The organism is Streptomyces sp. MUSC 14 (genome assembly GCF_001866675.1).
In the GTDB taxonomy this organism is placed as follows: Bacteria; Actinomycetota; Actinomycetes; order Streptomycetales; family Streptomycetaceae; genus Streptomyces.
In genome coordinates this window covers 221,367-243,182 of sequence record NZ_MLYN01000028.1, presented here as the reverse complement: position 1 = coordinate 243,182, position 21,816 = coordinate 221,367, and the positions used below count along the sequence as shown (strand labels likewise).

The 21,816-nt window shown below is 70.3% G+C and carries 19 protein-coding genes and 5 pseudogenes; 5 read left to right on the top strand and 19 right to left on the bottom strand.

Features of this window, described 5'->3' with window-relative positions; genetic code table 11:
* The 8 genes and pseudogenes from BIV25_RS19730 to BIV25_RS19695 all read right to left on the bottom strand — a co-directional run.
* Positions 1–326, bottom strand: a pseudogene (locus BIV25_RS19730) (NADH-quinone oxidoreductase subunit D); the annotation flags it as partial.
* 10 nt (positions 327–336) lie between these two features.
* Positions 337–681 (bottom strand): sodium:proton antiporter, encoded by a 345-nt coding sequence (locus BIV25_RS19725; protein WP_071373655.1) that lies wholly within the window; start codon positions 679–681, stop codon positions 337–339.
* Positions 678–1,433, bottom strand: coding sequence for an MnhB domain-containing protein (locus tag BIV25_RS19720; RefSeq protein ID WP_071373654.1), 756 nt, complete (start codon positions 1,431–1,433; stop codon positions 678–680). The genes BIV25_RS19725 and BIV25_RS19720 overlap by 4 nt, the downstream gene beginning before the upstream one ends.
* A complete protein-coding gene (locus BIV25_RS19715; RefSeq protein ID WP_071373680.1) occupies positions 1,423–1,713 on the bottom strand; it encodes a DUF4040 domain-containing protein in 291 nt (96 codons plus the stop codon). Before BIV25_RS19715 ends, BIV25_RS19720 begins: the two co-directional genes overlap by 11 nt.
* An 11-nt stretch (positions 1,714–1,724) precedes the next feature.
* Positions 1,725–2,033, bottom strand: coding sequence for a monovalent cation/H(+) antiporter subunit G (locus BIV25_RS19710; RefSeq protein WP_071373653.1), 309 nt, complete (start codon positions 2,031–2,033; stop codon positions 1,725–1,727).
* A gap of 1 nt (position 2,034) precedes the next feature.
* Positions 2,035–2,325 carry an MrpF/PhaF family protein gene (locus BIV25_RS19705; RefSeq protein WP_071373652.1) on the bottom strand — a complete coding sequence of 97 codons (291 nt, stop codon included), beginning with the start codon at positions 2,323–2,325 and terminating at the stop codon, positions 2,035–2,037.
* Positions 2,322–2,816 carry a hypothetical protein gene (locus BIV25_RS19700; protein WP_071373651.1) on the bottom strand — a complete coding sequence of 165 codons (495 nt, stop codon included), beginning with the start codon at positions 2,814–2,816 and terminating at the stop codon, positions 2,322–2,324. Before BIV25_RS19700 ends, BIV25_RS19705 begins: the two co-directional genes overlap by 4 nt.
* A gap of 388 nt (positions 2,817–3,204) precedes the next feature.
* A complete protein-coding gene (locus BIV25_RS19695; protein WP_256255923.1) occupies positions 3,205–3,564 on the bottom strand; it encodes a DUF5133 domain-containing protein in 360 nt (119 codons plus the stop codon).
* Positions 3,565–3,781: 217 nt separating this feature from the next.
* Here BIV25_RS19695 and BIV25_RS19690 point away from each other — a divergent pair, with 217 nt between their 5' ends.
* Positions 3,782–4,141 (top strand): STAS domain-containing protein, encoded by a 360-nt coding sequence (locus BIV25_RS19690; RefSeq protein WP_071373650.1) that lies wholly within the window; start codon positions 3,782–3,784, stop codon positions 4,139–4,141.
* 130 nt (positions 4,142–4,271) lie between these two features.
* On the opposite strand, the gene BIV25_RS51110 is transcribed toward BIV25_RS19690, so the two are convergent.
* From BIV25_RS51110 to BIV25_RS19660, 7 genes and pseudogenes are all read right to left on the bottom strand, one after another.
* Entirely contained in the window at positions 4,272–4,427 is a 156-nt protein-coding gene (locus tag BIV25_RS51110) for a DUF6131 family protein (RefSeq protein WP_177235334.1), read from the bottom strand.
* A 32-nt stretch (positions 4,428–4,459) separates the two neighbouring features.
* On the bottom strand, positions 4,460–4,894 hold the full coding sequence (locus BIV25_RS19685; protein WP_071373649.1) for a hypothetical protein: 435 nt from the start codon (positions 4,892–4,894) through the stop codon (positions 4,460–4,462).
* Positions 4,895–4,930: 36 nt separating this feature from the next.
* Entirely contained in the window at positions 4,931–5,488 is a 558-nt protein-coding gene (locus tag BIV25_RS19680) for a hypothetical protein (protein WP_071373648.1), read from the bottom strand.
* A gap of 83 nt (positions 5,489–5,571) precedes the next feature.
* On the bottom strand, positions 5,572–6,681 hold the full coding sequence (locus BIV25_RS19675) for an enolase C-terminal domain-like protein (RefSeq protein WP_371273040.1): 1,110 nt from the start codon (positions 6,679–6,681) through the stop codon (positions 5,572–5,574).
* Complete coding sequence (locus tag BIV25_RS19670) at positions 6,678–8,468, bottom strand: thiamine pyrophosphate-requiring protein (protein ID WP_071373647.1); 1,791 nt, start codon at positions 8,466–8,468, stop codon at positions 6,678–6,680. The genes BIV25_RS19675 and BIV25_RS19670 overlap by 4 nt, the downstream gene beginning before the upstream one ends.
* Positions 8,469–8,498: 30 nt before the next feature.
* Positions 8,499–11,552, bottom strand: a complete 3,054-nt coding sequence (locus BIV25_RS19665) for an FAD-binding and (Fe-S)-binding domain-containing protein (RefSeq protein WP_071373646.1) — start codon at positions 11,550–11,552, stop codon at positions 8,499–8,501.
* Between the two features lie 192 nt (positions 11,553–11,744).
* Positions 11,745–12,700 (bottom strand): annotated as a pseudogene (locus BIV25_RS19660) (LLM class F420-dependent oxidoreductase).
* Positions 12,701–13,080: 380 nt separating this feature from the next.
* On the opposite strand from BIV25_RS19660, the pseudogene BIV25_RS19655 reads away from it, so the two are divergent.
* Positions 13,081–13,731 (top strand): annotated as a pseudogene (locus BIV25_RS19655) (UdgX family uracil-DNA binding protein); the annotation flags it as partial.
* Positions 13,732–14,162: 431 nt separating this feature from the next.
* On the opposite strand, the gene BIV25_RS19650 reads toward BIV25_RS19655, so the two are convergent.
* Both BIV25_RS19650 and BIV25_RS19645 read right to left on the bottom strand, forming a co-directional pair.
* Positions 14,163–15,152, bottom strand: coding sequence for a Ku protein (locus BIV25_RS19650; RefSeq protein ID WP_071373645.1), 990 nt, complete (start codon positions 15,150–15,152; stop codon positions 14,163–14,165).
* Positions 15,153–15,183: 31 nt separating this feature from the next.
* Complete coding sequence (locus tag BIV25_RS19645; RefSeq protein WP_079176731.1) at positions 15,184–15,582, bottom strand: ANTAR domain-containing protein; 399 nt, start codon at positions 15,580–15,582, stop codon at positions 15,184–15,186.
* A gap of 230 nt (positions 15,583–15,812) precedes the next feature.
* On the opposite strand from BIV25_RS19645, the gene BIV25_RS19640 reads away from it, so the two are divergent.
* Both BIV25_RS19640 and BIV25_RS19635 read left to right on the top strand, forming a co-directional pair.
* Positions 15,813–16,142, top strand: coding sequence for a plasmid stabilization protein (locus tag BIV25_RS19640; RefSeq protein ID WP_071373644.1), 330 nt, complete (start codon positions 15,813–15,815; stop codon positions 16,140–16,142).
* A gap of 72 nt (positions 16,143–16,214) precedes the next feature.
* Positions 16,215–16,988, top strand: a complete 774-nt coding sequence (locus BIV25_RS19635) for a GAF and ANTAR domain-containing protein (protein ID WP_079176739.1) — start codon at positions 16,215–16,217, stop codon at positions 16,986–16,988.
* Positions 16,989–17,070: 82 nt separating this feature from the next.
* Here the strand turns inward: BIV25_RS19635 and BIV25_RS19630 are convergent, their stop codons facing one another.
* Positions 17,071–17,814 carry an ANTAR domain-containing protein gene (locus BIV25_RS19630; RefSeq protein ID WP_071373643.1) on the bottom strand — a complete coding sequence of 248 codons (744 nt, stop codon included), beginning with the start codon at positions 17,812–17,814 and terminating at the stop codon, positions 17,071–17,073.
* Between the two features lie 176 nt (positions 17,815–17,990).
* Here BIV25_RS19630 and BIV25_RS19625 point away from each other — a divergent pair.
* Positions 17,991–18,294 (top strand): annotated as a pseudogene (locus BIV25_RS19625) (MarR family transcriptional regulator).
* Between the two features lie 15 nt (positions 18,295–18,309).
* Here BIV25_RS19625 and BIV25_RS47135 read toward each other — a convergent pair.
* Positions 18,310–21,761 (bottom strand): annotated as a pseudogene (locus BIV25_RS47135) (cation-translocating P-type ATPase); the annotation flags it as partial.
* Positions 21,762–21,816: the final 55 nt, after the last annotated feature.

Below are 21,816 nucleotides of genomic sequence, written 5' to 3'. Positions count from 1 at the left end.
TCGAAGTAGCGCCAGGAGTAGACGACGACCGCGAGGACGAGCGCTCCGGTCAGCAGTGCGAGCCCGACGCCGATCCGGTCGCCGACGAGCACGATGCCGACACTCTCGCCGTGCACCGGGGACCAGCCACCCAGCCACGAGACACTGTGCCCGTCGCCGGTACGCAGCCACAGCCAGGCGAGGCACCCGACCTCCAGCACCGCCCAGACGGTGACCAGCACGTCGACGGCCATGCGCGGCAGCCACCTTCCGACGACCACGAGGACCACGGCGCCCAGCAGCGGCACTGCGATCGCGAGCGGCAGCAGATCGGAGGTACGCACCATGCCCGGCCCGCTAGCCCTTCAGCCCGGTCAGGGCGTCCGGGTCGACCGTGCCGTGCCGCTTGCGGATCTGCACGGCGAGCGCCAGCAGCAGCGCCGTCACCGTGGCGCCCACCACGACGTCGGTGAGCGCGAGCGCCTGGACGACCGGGTCGACGGTGCGGGTGCGAAGAGGCGTGTCGGTGAAGTACGGGGCGATGCCGCCGCGCCGGTATCCGACGGTGAGCAGCAGCACGTACGTCGACGACTGCGCCACGGCGAGGCAGCCGACGGCGTGGATGATGTCGCGGCTGGTGACCATGCCGTACACGCCGACCAGGAAGATCCACCCGGCCGTGAGGAAGGGCAGGATCGTCATGTGCCGCCTCCCGAATCCGGGTTCTGTGCCGGTCGCACCTCGACGGCCTGGTCCAGGAAGGAGGCCAGCAGGACGACGACGCCCGAGCCGACCTCGACGCCGACCGCCGCGTTCAGCAGCGGCACCAGGCCGCCGGAGGACAGCTGTCCGAAGGTGCCGAGCGGCAGTACGTTCTGGAGGTAGGCGCCGCCCGCGATCAGCCCGGCCAGCCCCAGCGCCGCGAAGGCGCCCGCGCCGAGCGCGTCGGCAAGGTCGAGCACGGCCAGCGGGCGGATGCGTTTCAGCACGCGGTAGTCCGCGGCCACATACGCCATGTGCAGCCCGGTGGCGAGAACGACACCGCCCTGGAAGCCGCCGCCCGGCGACAACTGGCCGTGCGCCACGATGTACACACCGGTCAGGAGCGTGACCGGCACCATCACCAGGCCCAGCAGCCGGGTGCTGGGCAGGACCCGTCCGGCCCGCGGCGGGCCGATGCGCTCGTCGCGGGCACGGCGCAGCAGTACGAGGGTCCCGAGTACCGAGGCGAACAGGATCGACTCCTCTCCGAGGGTGTCCAGAGCGCGCTGGTCGAAGTTGACGGAGGAGACCACGTTGGCGGTGCGCTGCCGCAGGGATGCGGCCACGGCACGCGTCGCGTAGGGGTGCACCGAGGTACCGAAGTGCGGCAGCCCGGTGCAGGCGAGCGTGTACGCCACGGCGAAGACGACGGCCGCGGCCCAGAACAACCGGATGCGCGCGCTACGACTCATCGCCGCCCTCCTGACCGCGCTCGTCCCCGTCGTGGCGCGACGCCGTGGGGCGGCGTACCTTGCGGACCGTCAGCAGGATGAGCAGCGGGGTGACCGCCGTACCCACGGCCAGCTGGGACAGCGCCACGTCGGGCGCCTGGAGAAACGTGAACAGGACGGTGAGACACAGACCGAGGACGGCCAGCAGGACGGCCTGCCGTACCGGGTCGCGGGCCAGCGCCGCGGCGGTGGCGCTCGCGGCGACCAGCACCAGCGCGACGGCGATCAGATACTCCTGGATGGTGGCCGTGCTCACTCAGGGGAGTCCCTTCGCAGCAGGTGTTCGTGCTGGGCCGTCGCCCGACCGATCGCCATGGCGGTGACCGCCCCGCCGAGCCCCACGATCACCGCGACGAGGAGCAGCTTGACGGCGGCGCGCCCGGGGCCGGTCTCGACGGCCAGGGCGAGCGCGACGAGCGGAGTGCCGAGGGTGGAGGCGGGGGTGAGGGCGTGCAGTCTCTGGTACGGCCGCGGAAGGGCCACCAGGCCGACGGCGGACAGCAACAGTACACCGGTACCGGTGACGAGCAGGACGAGTGCGCACACGTGACGGGCGGTCATCTCATGTCTTCCCATGGGCCTGGGTGTCGGGGGTCTCGATCGACCGGCCGCCGAGGAAGCGGGCGAAGACCAGTGTTCCGGCGGGTCCCAGGACGGCGAGGACGAGGCCGAGATCGATGAAAGAACTGCGGCCGAACCCCTGGGCCGTCAGCAGCAGGACAGCGGTGACGACCGTCGTCGCCAGACTGAGCCCCGCGAGCCGCTCGACCGCCGAGCCCCGGCCGGCCGCCCACACGCACGGCGGCATCCCCAGGGTCAGCAGGACCGCGGTCGCGAGCAGCCAGGCGTTCACCGGCGCTTCCCTTCGGTGAGCACATCCTCCAGGTGCGTACGGTCATCGGTGAGAAAGTGTGCGACGGCTGTCTGCGAGCCCTGCCCCGTCCTCCGAGGTTCGAGTACGTCGACGACGTATGCGCCGGGAGTGGACGACAACAGCGCGCAGGCCCACGCAGCACCCGTTCCGGGGACCAGCGTCATCGTCTTCAGGCTCCCTTCCGGGAAACGGCCGCCGAGGGCACGCGCGGTGATCCGGCACAGTCTGATCAGGTCGGTGAGAACCGCGCCCGGCCACGCGAGCGTCGCCGCTCCCCATCGCCGGGTGCCGCCCAGTCGGGCACCCGACGCCGTGTGGACGGCCCGTGCGGCGACCGCAGCTATCAGCGCTCCGCCCGCGACGACGACGAGTTCCAGGGGTGAGACGGTGCTGATGAAGAGGACGTTGACGACGAGCAGCACCGCCCACCAGACCAGTACTTCGCCAAGTGCTGTGAACGCCTTGCGCATCGCCCCTCCTCACCCACGTGCGTCGTCGTGGACCAGCAACGTGTACCGCGCGCCGCCATCGCCATGCCCCGTGCACGCCGGGGAGGGCGACCCCTCGGACCGACCATCACCGCGATGGAGCATCGTGTGCGGACGCGGGTACCCACGCCATCGGGTCTCACCCGGATATCGGATGGGGCAGGCATGGTCGCGTCGTGGGCGATATGGGGGTGCCGGTCTTCACGGCGGGACCCGTGCGGTGCCGAGGGCGGCCCTGCCCCGCTGGAGGACCGGCACCTTGCGTCGCCGCGCTCGGAAGATCGGGACCCTGACCAGTGTCAATACCCACGTACACCCTGGACTTCGCGACGTCTGGCGTGCCCTCGTCGGGCACTGAGCGCCAGCCTCTTCAGCCCGCGGGGTGAAGAGGCTGGTGTCGGGCCAGGGAGTCGGCCAGCTGCCGGCGGGCCACGAACAGGGCTGCGTCCAGTTGGCGAGTGCCCGTGACGACGCACAATGTGTACGTAGCATCCTCAAGGTTGCGGGCGGCTTCCGCGCTGCTGCCGTCCGCTGCCAGCCTTCGCTTCAGGCTGTCGCACCGCTCGACCAGCTCCTTCAGAAGCGACGGATCCGCCGTCACCATGGCGACCGCCTCCGCTCTCGCCTGTTTGGACATGCCCCTTCGCTTCCCAAGGTCGCAGGCATGAGCCACCACCGCATCCCGAACCCGCACGAAGGACACCCGGCCCGGGGCAACGATCACGCTCATCGCCTGGTCCACGGCTTGATGAGTTTCCGGACGCGCACGGGAGGGACGCGCGGGGACATCCGGGCCGATCGGGTCCGGGCCGGCCAAAATGACTGGCGGGCCCAGCCGGAGATTGATCACGGTGCAGCCCGCGGTCCTGGGACAAATGCCTGGACACCGCTTCACCAAGGGTGTCCCCTTGAAAGCACGGGAGCATCAGCAGAGGAGAAGAAGCGCTGTGCTCAAGCCGTTGCGCGTCACCGTCCACACCCCGGGGCCTGACCACTGCGTGGTGACCGTTGCCGGCGAATTGGACGTGGTCACCGCCGCAGAGCTGCGTCACGTCCTGCAGCAAGCCGTCACGACGTACCCGCGCATCGTCGTCGACCTGGCGGGCGTTCCGTTCTGCGATTGCACCGGCCTCAGCGCCCTTCTGGCCGCAAGCCGCCGTGCCAGGGAACGAGGCGCCGTGCTGTGGCTCCGCGCGGTCCCGTATGCCGTGGCCCGCCTCATGCGACTGACGCACACCCGCGACGCCTTCACCATCGAGAGCAGGCACTGTCACCCGCCAGGGCCGCCTCGCCCGGCGCGCCGGTAGGGCCAACACGCCAACACTGGGAAGGGATCTTCGACCAGCCCGTCGTGTTCAACATCATGACGGACATCTGGCCGGCCCTGACCGCACGACTGGGCTCGGCGGGCAGGACACCGTGTGCAACCGGATGTGTCTACCAGTAGTGGCGTCGGCCGCCGATGGCGTGGCCGACGGAGCCGAGGAGGAACAGGATGGCTCCGATGACGAGAAGGATGATTCCGATGCTCCACAGGATGCCGATGTGCAGGACGAATCCGACGATGAGCAGGATGACGCCGAGTGCGATCATGGCGCTCTTCTTTCTCTCCGGCTGTGTGTTTCTCAGGTGGTGAGCAGGCGGTTGAAGAAGGAGCGGTAGTGGCGCAGGGCCATGCGGAGGGCTTCGGTGTCGGCCTGCCCGCCCCGGCTCCACTGTTCTTCGAGCGTCTTCTTGTGCTCGTCGAAGGTCGCGGCGAGCGTCTGCATGAGGTTGGCGACCAGGCTGTCCGCGGCTTGCACCGCGTCACGCGGGTCGTCGACGAAGGTGGTCTGGATCTTCTCCCAGCGATTGCGGAAGTCGTCCTCGTCCTCGGCCGTCAGCAATTGCGGCATCTCGTCCGCGTCCCCGGTCCGTGCCCCCTTGTCCCCCTCAGCCTCACCCGGGTAGACCGGGGAGGTCGGGGCGGTGCTCGGGGCTGCGTCGGTATCGCGGGGTTGGGCGAGGTCTTCGGTGGACAGTCCGTTGTCGGTGGTGTGCGGTGTGTCGTCGGGTTGCATAGCTGCTCCGTGTCCGTCGGTCCCGGTGTCGGGATGTCATGCCGGGACGTGGCGGGTCTGGCCGCCGTCGGAGAGAAGTTCGTCGAACAGTGCCCGGTAGTGGACCATGGCGCTGCGCAGTTGTTCGGTGGTGGCCTTGTGGCCCTCGCTGAGCGTGTCGATCTCGTGGGCGGCCCGGTAGTGCTCAAGGGTGCGGCTGTGTTCCACGGAAAGATCCTTGAGCTGCTGGTCGTAGCCTTCGGTGGGGTATCCGCGTTCGTGCATGACGGAGGTCACCAGCTGGTCCGCGTCGTGCACGGCGTCCTCCGGGCGGTCCACGAACTCGTGCTGCACGTGGTCCCAGTCCCGTGTGTAGCGCTCGCGGAGACGGTCGGGCAGGGGCTTGATGTCGAGTTTGTCGTGTCGCCTCTCGCGTGCGCTGAGCTCGCGCTCGGCGGCGAGTCTGCTGTCGGCGGCGTCGACCGTCCGTTCGTACTCGGGGCCGTAGCGCTCACGTAGGGCCCGGTGCCGGATGAAGAGTGACAGGCCCACGGCGATCAGCACGACGACGACCGCGAGGGGAATGACGATTGCCAGAAGTGTGCCGGTAGACATCAGGCCGACCTCCTTCCGATGTCTGGTACCTGTCGTGTTCCCGTTCTGCGTGAATTACGCATCTTCGATGAAGAGCTCTCCTATCAACCGGTTCGGTACGGGGCCGCTCGCTCGCCTGCGATGCTCAGGCCCAGGCCGGGTGCCTGTGCCTGGCCGATATCGAGGAAGCCGCCATCGGGGTCCAGGGTGCCGTCGAAGAGCAGCCGCTCGATCCTGACGTGGTCGTGGAACCATTCCAGATGGCGCAGATTGGGCACTGCGGCCGCAGCGTGCGCGTGGGCGTGCGGGGCGCAGTGGCCCGAGATCTCCAGACCGTGACTCTGGGCCAGAGCGGCGACCCGCAGCCAGACCGTGATGCCGCCGCACCGGGTGACGTCGGCCTGGAGGCAGTCGACGGCGCGGGCGGCGAGCATGTGCCGGAAGTACGGCAGCGTGTAGCCGTACTCTCCGGCCGTGACGTCGGGCGTGACCTGGGCGCGGATGGCGGCCAGGGCATCAGGGTGGTCGGAGGAGACGGGCTCCTCGAACCACACGACTCCTTCGTCGGTGAGGCCGGCGGCAACACGGACCGCCTGCTTCATGCCGTAGCCGCCGTTCGCGTCCACGTACAGCCCGGTCTTCGGCCCGACGGCGGCGCGCGCCTGGGTGACGCGGCGCAGGTCCCGGTCCTCGCATCGGCCCCACGACTCCCCGATCTTGATCTTGACGCGCGGTATGCCCTCCGTCTCCACCCAGCCGCGCAACTGCCGCTCCAGACGGCTGTCGTCGTAGGTGGTGAAGCCGCCGCTGCCGTAGACGGGCACGTCGTCGCGGGCCGCTCCGAGAAGCTGGACCAGAGGAAGGCCGAGCACACGTGCTTTGGCGTCCCACAGGGCGATGTCAACGGCGGAGAGGGCCTGGGCCGCGACACCGGGCAGACCCGCGTTGCGTACGGCGCGGGCCATGGCCTCGTTCGCCCGGGGCACGTCGAGCACGGAGACGCCGGTGAGGACGTCGGCGAGCAGGTCGTCGATGACACGGGCCGCTGCGGGCGGGGCGTACGTGTAGCCGAGGCCGGTGACCGTCCCGCAGTGGACGGTGGCCAGGACCAGGGTGGTGCTGGCCCAGGCGAGGGTGCCGTCCGCCTCGGGCATGTCGGTGGGGACGGTGTAGACCTCGCTGGTCAGGTGTTCCACCGGCCGGGCGAGCGTCACCGGTGGCCTCCGGGCAGGAACTCCTGAACCTTGGCCCTGAAGCCCTGCCGGATCATGGCGGCCCGGTCGCTGTCGCCCTTGAGGACGGATGCCGCGGCTGCTTCGATCTGGTCGAGCGTGGCGTGCGGCGGGATGGGCGGTACGGCGGGGTCGGTCACGAAGTCGAGCACGCAGGGGCGGTCGGCGCCGAGGGCGGTCTCCCAGGCGCCCGTCACACCGTCGGGCTTCTCGATCCGCATGCCGGCCAGGCCGAGCGAGCGGGCGAAGTCGGCGTACTTGACGTCGGGGATCGACTGCGAGGGCAGGAACTGCGGGGCGCCCTCCATCGCGCGCATCTCCCAGGTCACCTGGTTGAGGTCCCGGTTGTTGAAGACGGCGACGATCAGTCGCGGATCGGCCCAGTCCCGCCAGTACTTGGCGACGGTGATCAGCTCGGCCATGCCGTTCATCTGCATCGCCCCGTCACCGACCAGGGCGATCGCCGGCCGGTCGCCGTGCGCGAACTTCGCGCCGATGGCGTACGGCACACCGGGCCCCATGGTGGCCAGCGTCCCCGACAGCGAGCCGCGCATCGCACCGCGCAGCTTCAGGTGCCGGGCGTACCAGTTGGCGGCCGAGCCGGAGTCGGAGGACAGGATGACGTCCTCGGGGAGCAGTCCGTTGAGCGCGTGGGTGACGTACTCCGGGTTGACCGGGTCGGCCTCGACGGCCGCCCGCCGCTCCATCACCTCCCACCAGCGTGCCACGTTGTCCTCGATCGTCTTCTGCCACGTCCGGTCCTCGGTCTGCTCCAGCAGCGGCAGCAGCCTGCGCAGCGTGCGGGCGGCGTCGCCGACGAGGTTGACCTCGAACGGGTAGCGCAGCCCCACCATGTGCGGATCGATGTCGATCTGCACGGCCCGTGCCTGGCCGAACTCCGGCAGGAACTGTGTGTAGGGGAAGGACGAACCGATCACGAGCAGGGTGTCGCAGTCACGCATCATCTCGTACGACGGGCGGGTGCCCAGCAGCCCGATGGCGCCGGTGACATAGGGCAGGTCGTCGTCCAGGACGTCCTTGCCCAGCAGGGCCTTGGCGACCCCGGCGCCGAGCCGCTCGGCGGCCTCCGTGACCTCCGTGCGTGCGCCGCGCGCGCCCTGCCCGATCAGGATGGCCGTCTTCTCGCCGGAGTTGAGCACATCGGCGGCGTGTTGCAGGTCGCCGTCGTCGGGCACCGCCGTGTAGTGCGGCAGGCCGAGACTGGAGGGGACCATCTTGAAGGCGTGCTCGGGTGGCGAGTAGTCCAGTTCCTGGACGTCGGCGGGGACGATCAGAGCTGTCACCGAGCGGCGTGCCATCGCGGTGCGCAGCGCGCGGTCGAGGACGTTCGGGAGCTGTTCGGGGACGGTGACCATCTCGCAGAAGTCCGAGGCGACGTCCTTGTACAGGCTGATGAGGTCGACTTCTTGCTGGTACGAGCCGCCCATGGCGCTGCGGTTGGTCTGCCCGACGATCGCGACCACGGGCACGTGGTCGAGTTTGGCGTCGTAGAGGCCGTTGAGGAGGTGGATGGCGCCAGGGCCGGAAGTCGCTGCGCAGACGCCGACCCGGCCGGAGAACTTGGCGTAGCCCACGGCCTCGAAGGCGGACATCTCCTCGTGGCGGGACTGGACGAAGCGGGGGTTGTTCTCGGCCCGCCCCCAGGCAGCGAGGAGGCCGTTGATGCCGTCGCCGGGATAGGCGAAGACATGCTCCACGTCCCACTCGCGCAGGCGCTGGAGCAGGTAGTCGGAGACCTTCGTCGACATGGTTCGTGATCCTTTCCGGTGGTGGTGCGGTTACCGGTGGCGCAGCGTTCGTACGGTGAGTGGACCGGCCGTCGCGAGGAGTGCGGCGGTGCCGGCCGTCGTCGCCCAACGGGCTTTGGCGGACGGCGGTTCGGGGCGGGCGGCGAGGCGTTCGGGTTGTTCGGCGGGCAGGTTTCCGGCGAGACCGAGAGCCAGCGCCTCGGCCAGGTGCAGGGCCCGGCGGCCGGTGCCGCCCTGCTCGATCTGGGTGCGGCAACTGAAGCCGTCGGCGAGCACGAGGGCGCTGGGGGCCGCCGCGCGGACGGCGGGCAGGACCCCCAGCTCACCCACCGCCAGGGACACTTCGTGATGGCCCCGTTCGAAGCCGAAGTTGCCGGCCAGGCCGCAGCAGCCCTCGTCCAGGACATCGGCGTCCAGGCCGGCCCGGCGCATCAGCTCACGATCGGCGTCGAACTTCGTGATCGCGTGCTGGTGGCAGTGGGTCTGCACGGTCGCCTGCCGGGCCAGCCGGGGCGGACTCCATGCGGCGGGCGCGTGCTCGACCAGTTGCTCGGCGAAGGTGCGCGTCTGCTTCGCCAGCCGCCGCACGTCCTCGTCGCCCGGGAGCAGCTCGGGGGCGTCGGAGCGGAACACGGCGGTACAGGACGGCTCCAGGCCGATGACAGGAGTTCCCGCGTCGAGGTAGGGACGCAGTGCCCGCGTGGTGCGGTGCAGCACCCGCTGGGCCGTGGCGAGTTGGCCGGTGGAGATCCAGGTCAGCCCGCAGCACAGGGGCGTGTCAGGCACGGCGACCCGGAATCCGGCGTCTTCGAGAAGCCGTGCCGCGGAGATGGCCACCGACGGATGGAAGTGGTTGCTGAAGGTGTCCGGCCACAGGAGCACCGTCGCCGGATCGCCCGGGTCCGGCTGATCCCGGCCGCTCTCCTGCCACCAGCGCACGAACGAGCGCTCGGCGAAGAGCGGCGCCGTCCTGGCCGGTTCGACACCGGCGAGCCACCGTCCGGCCCGGCCGAGACCCGGGGCGTCCAGCGCAGCGTTCGCCAACCAGGGTACGTGAGTGGCCAGTTGGGCCCAGAGCGGCAGCCAGCCCAGGGAGTAGTGGGCGGCGGGGCGGAGCCGGCCGGCGTAGTGGTGGGAGAGGAACTCCGCCTTGTACGTGGCCATGTCCACACCGGTGGGGCAGTCGGACTTGCATCCCTTGCAAGCCAGGCACAGGTCCAGGGCGTCGCGCACCTCGGTCGAGCGCCACCCGTCGGTGACCGCGGAGTCGGGATGCCCGTCGAGCATCTCGAACAGCAGCCGCGCCCGGCCCCGGGTGGAGTGCTCCTCCTCCCCTGTGGCCCGGTAGGAGGGACACATCACGCCGCCACGCCGGCTGCGGCAGTTGCCGATGCCCACGCAGCGCAGCACCGCCCGGGTGAAGGAGTGGTCGTCGTCGGGGTACCCGAAGCGGGTCTCCGGGTCGGCGGGACGCCAGTCGGCGCCGAGACGCAGCCTGCTGTCGACGGGATTCGGGTCGACGACCTTGCCCGGATTCATCCGGTCGTCCGGGTCGAAGAGGGACTTCAGCTCGCCGAAGGCGGTCACCAGCCGTCGGCCGAACATCCGGGTCAGCAGCTCACCGCGGGCCTGACCGTCGCCGTGCTCACCCGACAGCGAGCCGCCGTAGGAAGCGACGAGATCGGCGGCCCGCTCCACGAACCGGCGGAAGTCCGCAACGCCCTGGGCGGTCCGCAGCCCGAACGGGATGCGGGTGTGCACGCAGCCCTGCCCGAAATGGCCGTAGAGGGAAGGATCGTCGTAGTCGAACTCGTCGAACAGGCGCCTCAGATCCCGCAGATAGTCACCCAGCCGTTCCGGTGGTACGGCGGAGTCCTCCCAGCCCTCCCAGGTCTCCCGGTCGTCCGGCGGGCGCGCCGTCACCCCGAGCCCGGCCTCCCGGGCCCTGAGCATCTCCTGCTCGCGCGAGGGTTGGTCGGAGAAGGCGACCGATGCGTCCTGCTCGGCGCGGCCGATCGCTTTCAGCAGGGCGTGGGCCTGCTCGTCCACGTCCTCCTGACGGTCCCCGGAGAACTGCGTGAGCAGCCAGCTGTCACCCTCGGGGAGGGCGGCGAGCGAGTCGAGACAGGCGTGTTCCTCGCGCATCAGCTGGGCCATCCGGCCGTCCAGAGCCTCCAGTTGGGTGGGGGAGCAGTGCTCCAGCAGACGGGGCACGTCATCCGCGGCCCGGCAGATGTCGTCGTACCCGAGCACGAGCAGCGACTGGCAGGGGGGCACCGGGACGAGGTCGAGTTCGGCGTGCAGGACGGTCACCAGGGTGCCTTCGCTGCCGACCAGGGCCCGTGCGACGTCGAAGCCGTTCTCCGGGAGCAGCGAGTCGAGGTTGTAGCCGGAGACCCGGCGCGGGATCTTCGGGTAGCCGCGCCGGATGTCGGCCAGGTAGGTACCGGCGATCCGGTCCAGGCCGTCGTAGATCTCCGCCCGCCGTCCGCCCTCCGCGGCGATCCGCGTACGCTCGGCCCGGCCGGTGGGTCCCACCCACATGCGCAGTCCGTCGTAGGTCAAGACCTCCAGCCGGCGTACGTTGTCGGCCGTCTTGCCGTAGGCCTGCGCGGAGGCACCGCACGAGTTGTTGCCGATCATGCCGCCCAGGGCGCAGTGGCTGTGCGTCGAGGGCTTCGGGCCGAACTGCAGCCGGTGATCGGAGAGCCTGCGGTTGAGTTCGTCGAGGACGATGCCCGGCTCGACGACACAGGTACGGGCCTCGGGGTCGACGGCGACGAGGTGGTCGCAGTACTTGGTCCAGTCGATCACGACGGCCGTGTTGGTGCTCTGCCCGGCCAGGCTGGTGCCTCCGCCGCGCGACAGCACGGGCGCGTCGAACCGGGCGCAGATCTCCACCGCGTGGGCTCCCGCCTCGACCGACCGGGGGACGACCACGCCGAGGGGTACCTGCCGGTAGTTGGAGCCGTCGGTGGCGTAGGCCCCCCGGCTCCCCGCATCGAACCGGACCTCGGCGTCGGCCTCGGCACGCAGGGCTGAGGCCAGGGTGTCCAGGGCGGTTCCATGGATGAGTTCAGTCATGATCGCCTTTCCCCCGGTCCGCGGGACTGTCCGGCGCCTGCCGTGCACGATGTCGCCCTCGCTCTCCGTGGCACACCAGGTGGCCCACGCCCAGCCGCGACAGCAGGCACCGGCAGTTCGGTGTCCTTGTGGCCGTACGTGTCGACCATGCCGATCACGGCGAGGGGTCCGTGCACGGTGCACCTCGCACGGTCAGTCCCGAAGCCGGGGCAGGACCTTGGTGCGGTAGAAGTCGAAGAAGCCCTGCTGATCCGCGCCTGTCTGGTTGAGTACACGCCGTCGAAGCCCGCCTCGGTGAACGCGGACAGCGCCTCGACGTGTGCGTCCGGATCGGCACCACATCGCACGGCCCGCGCCACCCGCTCCTCGGTGACCAGCTCGGAGGCCTGCTCGAAGCGGCGCGGGGTCAGCAGGACCTGCGGGAGTTCGCCGGGCAGTTGTTCGTTGGCCCACAGGCGGTGCGCGGTGCGGACCGCCTCCCGCTCGTCCGTGCCCCAGCACACCTTCAGCCCGCCGAATACAGGTTTGGTCCCGCCGCCACCGCGCCGGAAGCGCTCCACCAGGGCCTGATCGGGCGCCATGGTGATCAGCCCGTCACCGACGCGGGCAGCGACCTCGGCGGCCTGGGGGCCGAAGGCCGACACATCGATCGGCAGCGGTTCGTCCGGGACCGTGTAGAGGCGGGCGTTCTCCACGGTGTAGTGCTTGCCGTGGTGGCTGGTCTGCTCCCCGGTCAACAGCCGCCGGATGATCTGGAGGGCCTCCTCCAGCATCTCCAGCCGTACCGGTGCCTCCGGCCAGACCGTGCCGAGGATGTGCTCGTTGAGTGCCTCGCCGGTACCCACGCCCAGCCGGAAGCGCCCGTCCAGCTGCACCGCGCTCGTCGCGGCGGCCTGGGCGATCACCGCGGGGTGGATGCGCAGCAGCGGACAGGTGACCGCCGTCTCCAAGGGCAGAGGCACCGCCTGTGACAGAGCGCCGATCACCGACCACACGAACGGGCTCTGGCCCTGCCGGCCGTTCCACGGGTGATAGTGGTCCGATATCCACAGCGACTCGAAGCCGGCCTGTTCGGCCATGCGCGCCTGCTCGACGAGTTCCGCGGGGCCGTGCTCCTCGCACGACAGGAAGTATCCGAAGCCGGGCATCTCGCCTCCCAGAGAAGACAGCACGGTCTGCAGGTCACAGGGACCCGGTGTGCGTCGCCGGAGGGTCCAACTTCTCGTCGTCCGCCGCTTCGTCGCCCTTGGCCTTCGCCCGTACGTCCCGTGGGGTCGGGGCCACGGTGTTCCGTTCCTCCGCAGACCGCTCTCGCGTCTTTTCGTCGGGATGGGATTCACCTCTGCGGTTGGCATTCATGGCACTGTCCTCTCCTCTGTTCCAGGCGGTGGGTCGGTGTCCATGCCGCGAGTACCCGGGTACTCGGACCCCGTAACGGCCCGCGCAGGGCTCAGGGCAGGAGGAGAAGGAGCGACAGGCCACGGCCGGAAGGACTGCCGGGGGCCGCGATCATGACGCGACGCCCTACCTGCCCGGACGGCGCGCGAGACTGCCCGGGCTGCGGAAGGCGGCCGCGCAGTGCCGGGGCTGTCCGCTGTACCAGGACGCGGCCCAGACCGTGTTCGGCGAGGGCGACACGACCGCACGGGTCCTGCTCATCGGCGAGCAGCCCGGGGACCAGGAGGACCGTCAGGGTCGGCCGTTCGTCGGCCCCGCGGGCAAGGTGCTGAGACGTGCCCTCGCGGACGCGGGCATCGATCCGGAGCGGGTGTACGTCACCAACGCGGTCAAACACTTCAAGTTCACGGTCCCCGAGGGCGGCAAACGCCGGATCCACAAGGCTCCGACACTCCGCGAGATGACCGCCTGCCGGCCCTGGCTCAGGGCGGAACTGAGAGTCGTGGCACCGGAGGTGGTCGTCGCGCTCGGCGGCACGGCGGGCAGAGCCCTGCTCGGCTCGGGATTCCGGGTGACGGAGCGACGCGGCGCCCTGCTCCCCTGGCCCGGCCTCGCCGCGAGCGACGGCGAAGGCGATGGGACGGGCGACGCCGAGCAGGGGATCAGCGGGCTGGTGGCGACGATCCATCCGTCCGCCGTGCTGCGCGCCGACGACGCCGACCGCACGCGGATCTACGACGGTCTCGTCGACGATCTGCGCATCGTGGCCCGCCTCATGGCCGACGGCGACGGAACCGACCGGCGAGCCGAGGGGGTTCCAGGAGTCAGCCATGCCGGAGTTGCCCGACGACGTCGAGGTTTCTGCCCCGTACTGTGCTCGCACCGTGTCGTCGGTCGGCGTCGGCACTGATCGGGCCGTCGCACTAGCCGGAGGGCTCCTCGGGTACGGGGTGTGCTCCGGATGGACCCCGGCGTGCCGTGGGGCGCCGCGAGGCCCTGCGCCCGCCTCGTCCACGTCGGGGACGTCGCCCGCGCCCTCCCGGTCGTCCGCGCCGTGCTGCTCCGGCGTGCGGCCGTCGTCCGTGTGTGGCTCCCACCGGTCGTCGCCGTGCCCGGCCTGCTGGTCGGGAGGATCCCTCGGGACGGGACGCGGGCCCTTCCGCTGTGTGCGTGGCTTCATCGGTCATCTCTCCTCATCGGATTCCGGGTGTGTCACGACGCCCGGGCGTGTGGGCCCGTGCCGGTGTGCGACAGCGCCTGGACAAGCTCCTCGCGGCTCATGGAGGAGCGGCCCTTGACGTCGGCTTCGGCAGCCAGGTCGTACAGCTGCGCCTTGGTGAGCGAGTCGGGCGAGGGCTTCGCCCGGGAACGCCTCTGCGAGCCGCCGGCCGTCCTCTTCGATGCGCTGCCCGTCCGGGCCTTCCGCGACTTCGCGCGGTCCACGCTGGCGCGCAGCGCGTCCCTGAGGTCGACTACGTTCGTGGCTTCGGCGGGCTGCTCGGCCTTCTCCACGCTGCCGCCCTTCTTCTTGGCCCTGACCAGTTCCCGCACCTTGTCGTGGTAGGTGTCGTGGAAGTCGGTCGGGTTCCATTCCATGCTCAGCGAGTCGATCAGCCGCTCGGCCATCCGCAACTCGCGGTCGGCGGGCCCGACCCGCTGGGGAAGATCGTCGATCTCCGCGCGCGGATCCCTGATCTCGTCCGCCCAGTGCAAGGTGTGCAGGGTCAGGATTCCGGCTTCGGACCTCACCGCGACCAGATACTCCCGGTTGCGCATGACGAAGGTGGCGATACCCGCCTTGTCCGCACGCTCCAGAGCCTTCTGCAGCACGGCGTACACCTTCTCGTACTGCTCTCCCTTGGGCCCCAGGTAGTACGTCCTGTCGAAGAAGACCGGCTCGACGTCCGCGAGGTCGACGAAACCGGTCATCTCCAGCTCCCGGGAGCGGCCCGGGGCCATCTCCTCCAGTTCCCCGGGCTCCAGGATCACGTACTCGTCACCGGCGTCCAGGCCCTTGACGATCTCGTCCTGCGGCACCTCCTCGCCGGTGCGCTCATTCACGCGTTTGTTGCGCACCCGGTCGGACGTGCCCCGCTGAAGCTGACGGAACCGGATGGTGTGGCTGTCGGTAGCCGCGAACAACTGAACCGGCAGGGACACCAGCCCGAAGGCGAGGACACCGTTCCACAGGGCGCGTGCCATGCCGCGGTCACCTCCGCGATGGTGGCTTGTGTCATGCAGGGCGACTGGACTGCGACAGGGCCACCAAGCAGGTGGCGGGCTGTGTTCCAGCGGGACGTGTGGCCCTCAGTGCCGTCTCCAGCGCGGTACGCAGGTCGTCGGACAGCGGCTCGCAGGCCGCCCAGGCGACGAGGCGTTCGGCGACCGTGCGGAGTGAGATGCCGGTGCGCTGGGCGACCACGGTGAGAACGTCGATGCCCTGGTCGGGGCGGAGTCCACCGACGGTGATGACCACACCGACGGCCTGGTCGACGACAGCATGCGAGACGACGGCCTCTTGCAGACGACAGATGTCCCACCGCAACTCGCTGATCCCGATCCGTAGATCATCCGACGCGGGCAGCGTGGTCGTTCTGCCGGGGAATGTGTGACCGCTGTGCGGGAAACTCATCGCAATCACGTTCCACAACTGGCCGACCGCTCCGGACTGGCGCGGTCGGAGTTTCGTACGGTGACGCTCACCCCCGTCGAGTACCCGCCGAACGCGTAAGTGTGCACTCCTCTTCAGTCCGGAATGGCCGAAGCGTCGTGGATGGGACGGCGGCTCCGGGGAACCCGTCGTCCAGAGCGGACTCCGGCACGAAGTGAGGAGGCCGTCGCGCAAGGCGGAGGAGAGGCGTCATGCCATCCGGATCGAGTGCCAAGCGGGAACGGCAGTACGAGCACATCAAGAAGAGCGCCGAGGACCGTGCCGAGTCGACGCGGCGGGCCGAGGAGATCGCCGCGCGCACGGTCAACAAGGAGCGGGCGAGGTCGGGCGAGTCGAAGACCGCGAGCAAGGTCTCGGTCCGTGACCCGAAATCGGCGTCGCAGCGCGGCGGGCAGCGCTTGCACAGCGGTACGGAAGGTCCCACCAAGGACCAGCTGCTCTACGAGGAGGCCAGGAAGCGCGACATCCACGGGCGCTCCTCGATGTCCAAGAGGGAGTTGGAGAACGCCCTCGGCCGTTGATGACTGGTGTACGGAGAACGGCGAGATGCCCGGGTCCGGCTGACCGGGCTCCTCGACGGGGAGGTGGCGACCATGCGGTCCGGTTCCGTCGCAAGCCCCTCGGGCGGCGGCGATCCTGCGGATCTGGAGGAATGGCTGCGCGGCATCGAGGTGCTCGCCAGTGCTTCCGAAGGCGTCGACACCCAGCAGGTCCCGGAGGCGCTGTGCCGGGCCTGCGTCCGTCTGCTGCCGGTCACCGGTGCCTCGGTGTCGATCTCCGGCGGCCCCATAGCACGGGCCATCTGGTGTGCCACCGGCCGTGTGGCGGCTCGGCTGGCGGAGGCGCAGTACACCCTCGGGGAGGGGCCCTGTCAGGCTGCGCTCGGTACGGCCGGCCCGGTGCTGGCCGCGGACCTCGCCGAAGAGCCGGACAGCAGGCGGTGGCCCGTCTTCGCCCATGAGGCCGTCGGGCTGGGGGTCCGCGCGGTGTTCTCCCTGCCGCTGGGAACGGACGAGGCGGCGATCGGGACCCTCGACATGTACCGTGACCGGCCCGGAGGGCTGTCGGCGAGTCAACTGGGCATCGCGCTGCGGGCGCGGGACGCGATCACGCTCGCCCTCATGAATCTGCTTCCCGAGCACGGCTCCGAGCGGGTGCCGGAAGACGAGGGAGCGTCATGGATGAGGGCTTCGCAGGCCGAGCACAGCGAGGTGTACCAGGCCATGGGCATCGTGATGGTGCAACTCCGTGCGGATCCCGCGGAAGCTCTCGACCGGATGCGGGCGCGCGCCTTCGTCCAGGGGCGTACGGTCACGGAGGTGGCTCGCGACGTGGTCGCCCGGAGGTCCGGCTTCCGGCCCGAGTGAAGGCCTGCACGTCACCGGAGCGAGGGTCGGCCGGAGACTTCCGCGCCGGGTCGCCGAGTGGAGCGCCCGACGCGCATGGTGCTCACGAACGTCCGGATCCTTGGGACAGGGGGCGTCGAGCCCGGCCCTTGCGGGTGCGGTGCTGCGAGGGGCTGTCGGGGGTGCGTGTCCGTGCCACGGCTGCCGTGAGCTGCCGTTGGACCGGGTCCGGCAGGGGTACGCCCTGCACGGTAGTGACGACCTCCCTGGCCAGGCGGTGCAGCTTGATGTTGGTGTTCTGGGATGCCGTGACCAGTACGTCCCAGGCCGTGTCGGGGTCCAGGCCGAAGGAGGCCATGAGGATGCCGCGGGCCAGGTCGATCTCGGGGCGGGTGTGCAGGGCGCGCCGGAGCTGGATGACCTCGGTTCGCAGGAGGTTCTCGTCGGTGTCCTCGCACGGCGCCCCGGGTTTCCGGGCGGGGGAGAAGAGGGTGTGGGTGTCGGTGTAGGTCAGCAGGCGCTGAGCGGCGGGACTGGCAGCGGTGACGGTGACCGTCTTGCCCGCCGCGAGCGCGTCGCGGCGGGCGGTCAGGAGCACGTTGAGTGCGGAGCAGTCCGCGAGGTCCAGTTCGCCGAGGTCCAGGTCCACGCCTTCTTCGGAACGTGCGAGGGCGTCGTCCAGGGCGCGGCGGAGACTCTGGCTGTTGTCGAGACAGAACTCTCCGGTGACGGTGACGGCCACGCGGATGCCGCTCGGCCCCGCGTGTGCCAGCAGGGTTCTGACGGGCGGCGGCGTGCGGGCGGTGCCATCGTCGGCGGCTGTCGTGTCCCAGGCCGGTAGCGTCATGCTCGCCTCCTCCGGTTTCACCGGATGTCTCTCTTCAGGCTCACCCGGTCCCCGTAACACGTCAAGCCCTGCACGAATCAATGTTCGTGTTTTGGATCGCGCGAACAAGCGGTCGTAGCATGGTGGCCATGATGGAAGTCCACGGAGTGCCCGAGCCGCACAACGGGTGAACGTTTCTGACCAACCACGCGCGCGTGGTTGGTCAGCATCGCCGACAACCGCAACGCGCGCGTCCGCGACATCGCAGCGCGTTGCCGGCTCACGGAGCGTGCCGTGCAGAAGATCATCGCGGACCTGGAGCAGACCGGGTACCTCTCCCACACCCGCAGCGGCCGGACCAATCACTACAGCATCGACCCGGGCAAGGTCCTGCGTCATCCGGCCGAGGCCGGCCTGACGGTGGCGTCCCTGCTGTCGATACTGCTCAGGGACGAGGCCGACCGCCAAGGCAGCGGCGACAACATCCGGCACGGGTCGTGAACAGCCCCGAATGCCCTACGCGCGCAGCCGCGCACCGAGCTCCGACAGATGCTGCTCGATCGTCGGTATCGCGTGCGGTGCGAGTGCGGCGACGGCCATTGCGGTGGCGACGCCGGCCCAGGCGATGGGGCCGAGGGGGGTGCAGCCGAAGAACTGGCTGACCCCCGGCGTTTCGATCAGGACCGCCAGTGCGGCGGCTGAGCCGAGGGCGGTCAGCAGCACCAGTGGGCTGTGCCGGCGCCCGATGACGGTTTGGGTGAGCTGGGCGCCCACCACCCCGCACAGCGCCATTGTGCTGGTTCGCCGAGCGGAACCGGGTGTGACCGTGCCGATCAGCCAGGCGGTGGTCGCGCCGAGCGTGGTGACGATGCCTCGGTGCCTGATCTGCCGGGTCAGTGGATCGCCCAGCGCCGTGAGGCCCACGGGGGCGCTGTCAGTCAGGGCGGACTCGCCGTCCGGGCGCTCGTCGGCGGTCTCGTCCCTGGGCGTCACCGAGACCGCCATCGCCGGGAACATGTCGGTGAGCAGGTTGACCAGCAGCATCTGGCGGGTGGACAGCGGCGAGGAGCCGGACAGCAGTGTGCCGAGCACCGAGAAGCCGATCTCGCCGGCGTTGCCGCCGATCAGGACGCTGATCGCGTCCGCCACGCTGCGCCACAGCGCGCGGCCCTCGGCGACGGCGGCGACCAGCATGGACAGGTCATCGCTGGTGATCACCAGATCGGCCGCGTTGCGCGCCGCGGCCGAACCGCGTACCGCGATGCCGACGCCGATGTCGGCGGCGCGGATGGCGGCGGCGTCGTTGGCGCCGTCCCCGACCATGGCCACGACCCGACCGGCCTCCTGGAGTGCCTCCACCACGTGCAGCTTCTGCTCTGGAGCGACTCGGGCCACCACGCCGCAGTCACGCAGCAGGCGTGCCCTTCCGGCCCGGTCCTGGGCGGCCAGCTCCTCGCCCGTGACAACTGTTACGTCGTCGGGCCAGCCGAGCTGGACGGCGATCGCGCGGGCGGTCTGCGGATGGTCGCCGGTGAGCATGACCGGTCGTACGCCGGCCTCGCGCAGATCGGCGACCAGCGGCGCGGAGCTGGGGCGCGCGGTGTCGGCCAGGGCGATGAAGCCGAGCAGTTCCATGTCTGCCGGTGGTCGGCCCAGTGCCTCGTCGGTCTCCTCGCGGGGCTTCAGCCGATCGCGGGCGACGGCCAGCACCCGCAGGCCCTGGGCGGCCAGCCTCTGCGCGGTGGTGTTGCCGTCGGTGTCCCTACAGCCAGGCAGAACGACCTCTGGAGCGCCTTTCGTCCTCGTCGGTGCCGACAGCGGCGGCGTATCCGCGGCTGGCCTCGAAGGGCTGCACCTCCACGGGTGTCCACGGTGACTCCGGAGGAGCCGCGGTGAGGATCGCCTCGTCGGTGGAGTGGGCGTGGATGCCCGCCTCCTGTTCGGGGGTTCGGCAGGTCAGCGCGGCGGCGCGGAGCAGTGGTGCCGCCTCGGTGGCGTCGGCCGGGTGTTCGGTGCCGTCGGCGGTTGCGGTCCGCACCACACGGAGCCGGTTTTCGGTCAGTGTGCCGGTCTTGTCGAAGCAGATGGTGTCCATTCGGCCGAGCGCCTCCAGCGCGCGCGGGGTGCGGACCAGAATGCCGATCCGGCTGAGCCGGCGGGTCGCGGCCAGTTGTGCGACGGTGGCGACCAGCGGCAGGCCCTCGGGGACGGCGGCCACCGTGACCGCCAGCCCGCCGCGAACCGCCTGCCGTACAGGTCGGCCGCGCATCAGCGACAGCCCGGTCACGGCGGCACCGCCGAGCAGCGTGAACGGCAGCATCTGGCTGGTCAGTTCGTGCAACCGGGCCTGTACTCCGGGGGCGGGCTGGGCGCGCGAGGCCAGATGTGCCGCCCGGCCGGCCTCGGTCTCCTCATCAGTGCCTACCACTACGGCGCGGCCGTGGCCTGCGACCACTGTCGTGCCTTCGAAGACCATGCAGTGGCGATCGGCCACCGCGGCCTGGGGCGTGGCGTCGACCTGTTTGGTGGTCGGCACCGACTCACCGGTCAGAGAGGACTCGTCGACCTCCAGGTCGTCCGCGGCCAGGAGCCGGGCATCGGCCGGCACCACATCGCCCGTGTAGAGCTCGATCACCTCACCAGCTGTCAGCCGCCTGGCTTCCACCGTCTTGGTCTTGGACTTGGCTGCGTCCAAGTCCACTATTCGACGGGCCTGTTGACGCTGCTCCACACGGAGCCCGGAGAGCGCTCGCTCGGCCCGCAGCCGCTGCACGCCCCCCACCAGCGCGTTCACGCCCATCGCCCCGAGCACCATCGCCGCGTCGACGGTGGACCCGAGCATGGCGGAGGCCATCACCCCGACCAGAAGCAGCGGAGTGAGCGGGTCGTGCAGTTCACCGCGCACCGCAGCGACCAGACGGACCGTCAGACGGACGGGGGTGAAAACCGGGAGGCGCGTCACGCGACCGAGGGTCTCCTTGAGAGGCCGCAGCGCACTCGGGTGTGCCGCCCGGGCGCGGGCTCTGAGCCGGGCCAGCGCCTCCTTCGGCTGTAGGGCGTGCCAGGGCACCCGGGGCAGCGGGTGTGGCGCGCTGTCCGTGCTCACGCGCAGGGCCGCGCGCCAGCCGGAGACGAGTGAGGCCGCGGCGGCCGCGTTGACCGGACTGAGCCGGAATCCGAGCGGGAAGGTGATGCGTTTCGAGCGTGTCCCCCGCGTGACCACCAGCAGTCCGGCGAGGGCCGCGCCCGCCTCGGCGAAGATCTTGGAGTGCTTGCCGACGGCCCTTGCGGCCGGGATCGCATCCAGCAGCCGCCACGCCCCCGTCAACCCGTGCAGCAGCAGCGCGTCCGCGCCCCATACCACCGCGCTACGGTCGTCGGTGAGCGAGACCGCGATGTCGCTGCGCAGCAGACCGGTGAGCACCTCGTGGTTCTCGTCGCTCAGCTGCTGCTCCACCGAAGCGTCCCCGCTCATCACGTGAGCCAGCGTCAGCACGACCCGGCCGTCGCGCTGGAGCTCTTTGACCACCTCGGCCAACGGGCGCTCGGCGCTGACGAGTTCGTCCGCCAACGCGCCGAAGTCGCCGAGCGAGCCGTCGTCCAGCACGACGACGTGCAGACCCGCCCGGCGGGCGGCGTCCAGGGCGGCTTCGGCCAGCGGGGCGATCTCCCATCCGACGAGGACGGTGCCGATGTCCCTTTCCGGCCTCCGAGGCGATCATCAGCCCGGTTCCCGGTTCGTCCTGGCCCGGCACGGGGCGCAGCTCAAGTTCCGCGTCCGAGTCCAGGGCTGCTGTCGCGGCCTGCCACAGCCGGTCGTGGTCCCAGTCGGCCACATTCGGGTTGACGTCCAGGACCGTACGCCGGGTGCTGCGCAACGCCTCCGGATGGAGCACCACAGTGTCGACGAGTTCCAGTTGCCTCAGCCTGTCGAGGTTGCAGATCAGGACGCCCCTGACGGTAAGCGAGCGAGAGTTCCTCCGCAGGTCAGGCAGTACGGATCGGAGAGGACGATCTCGAAGT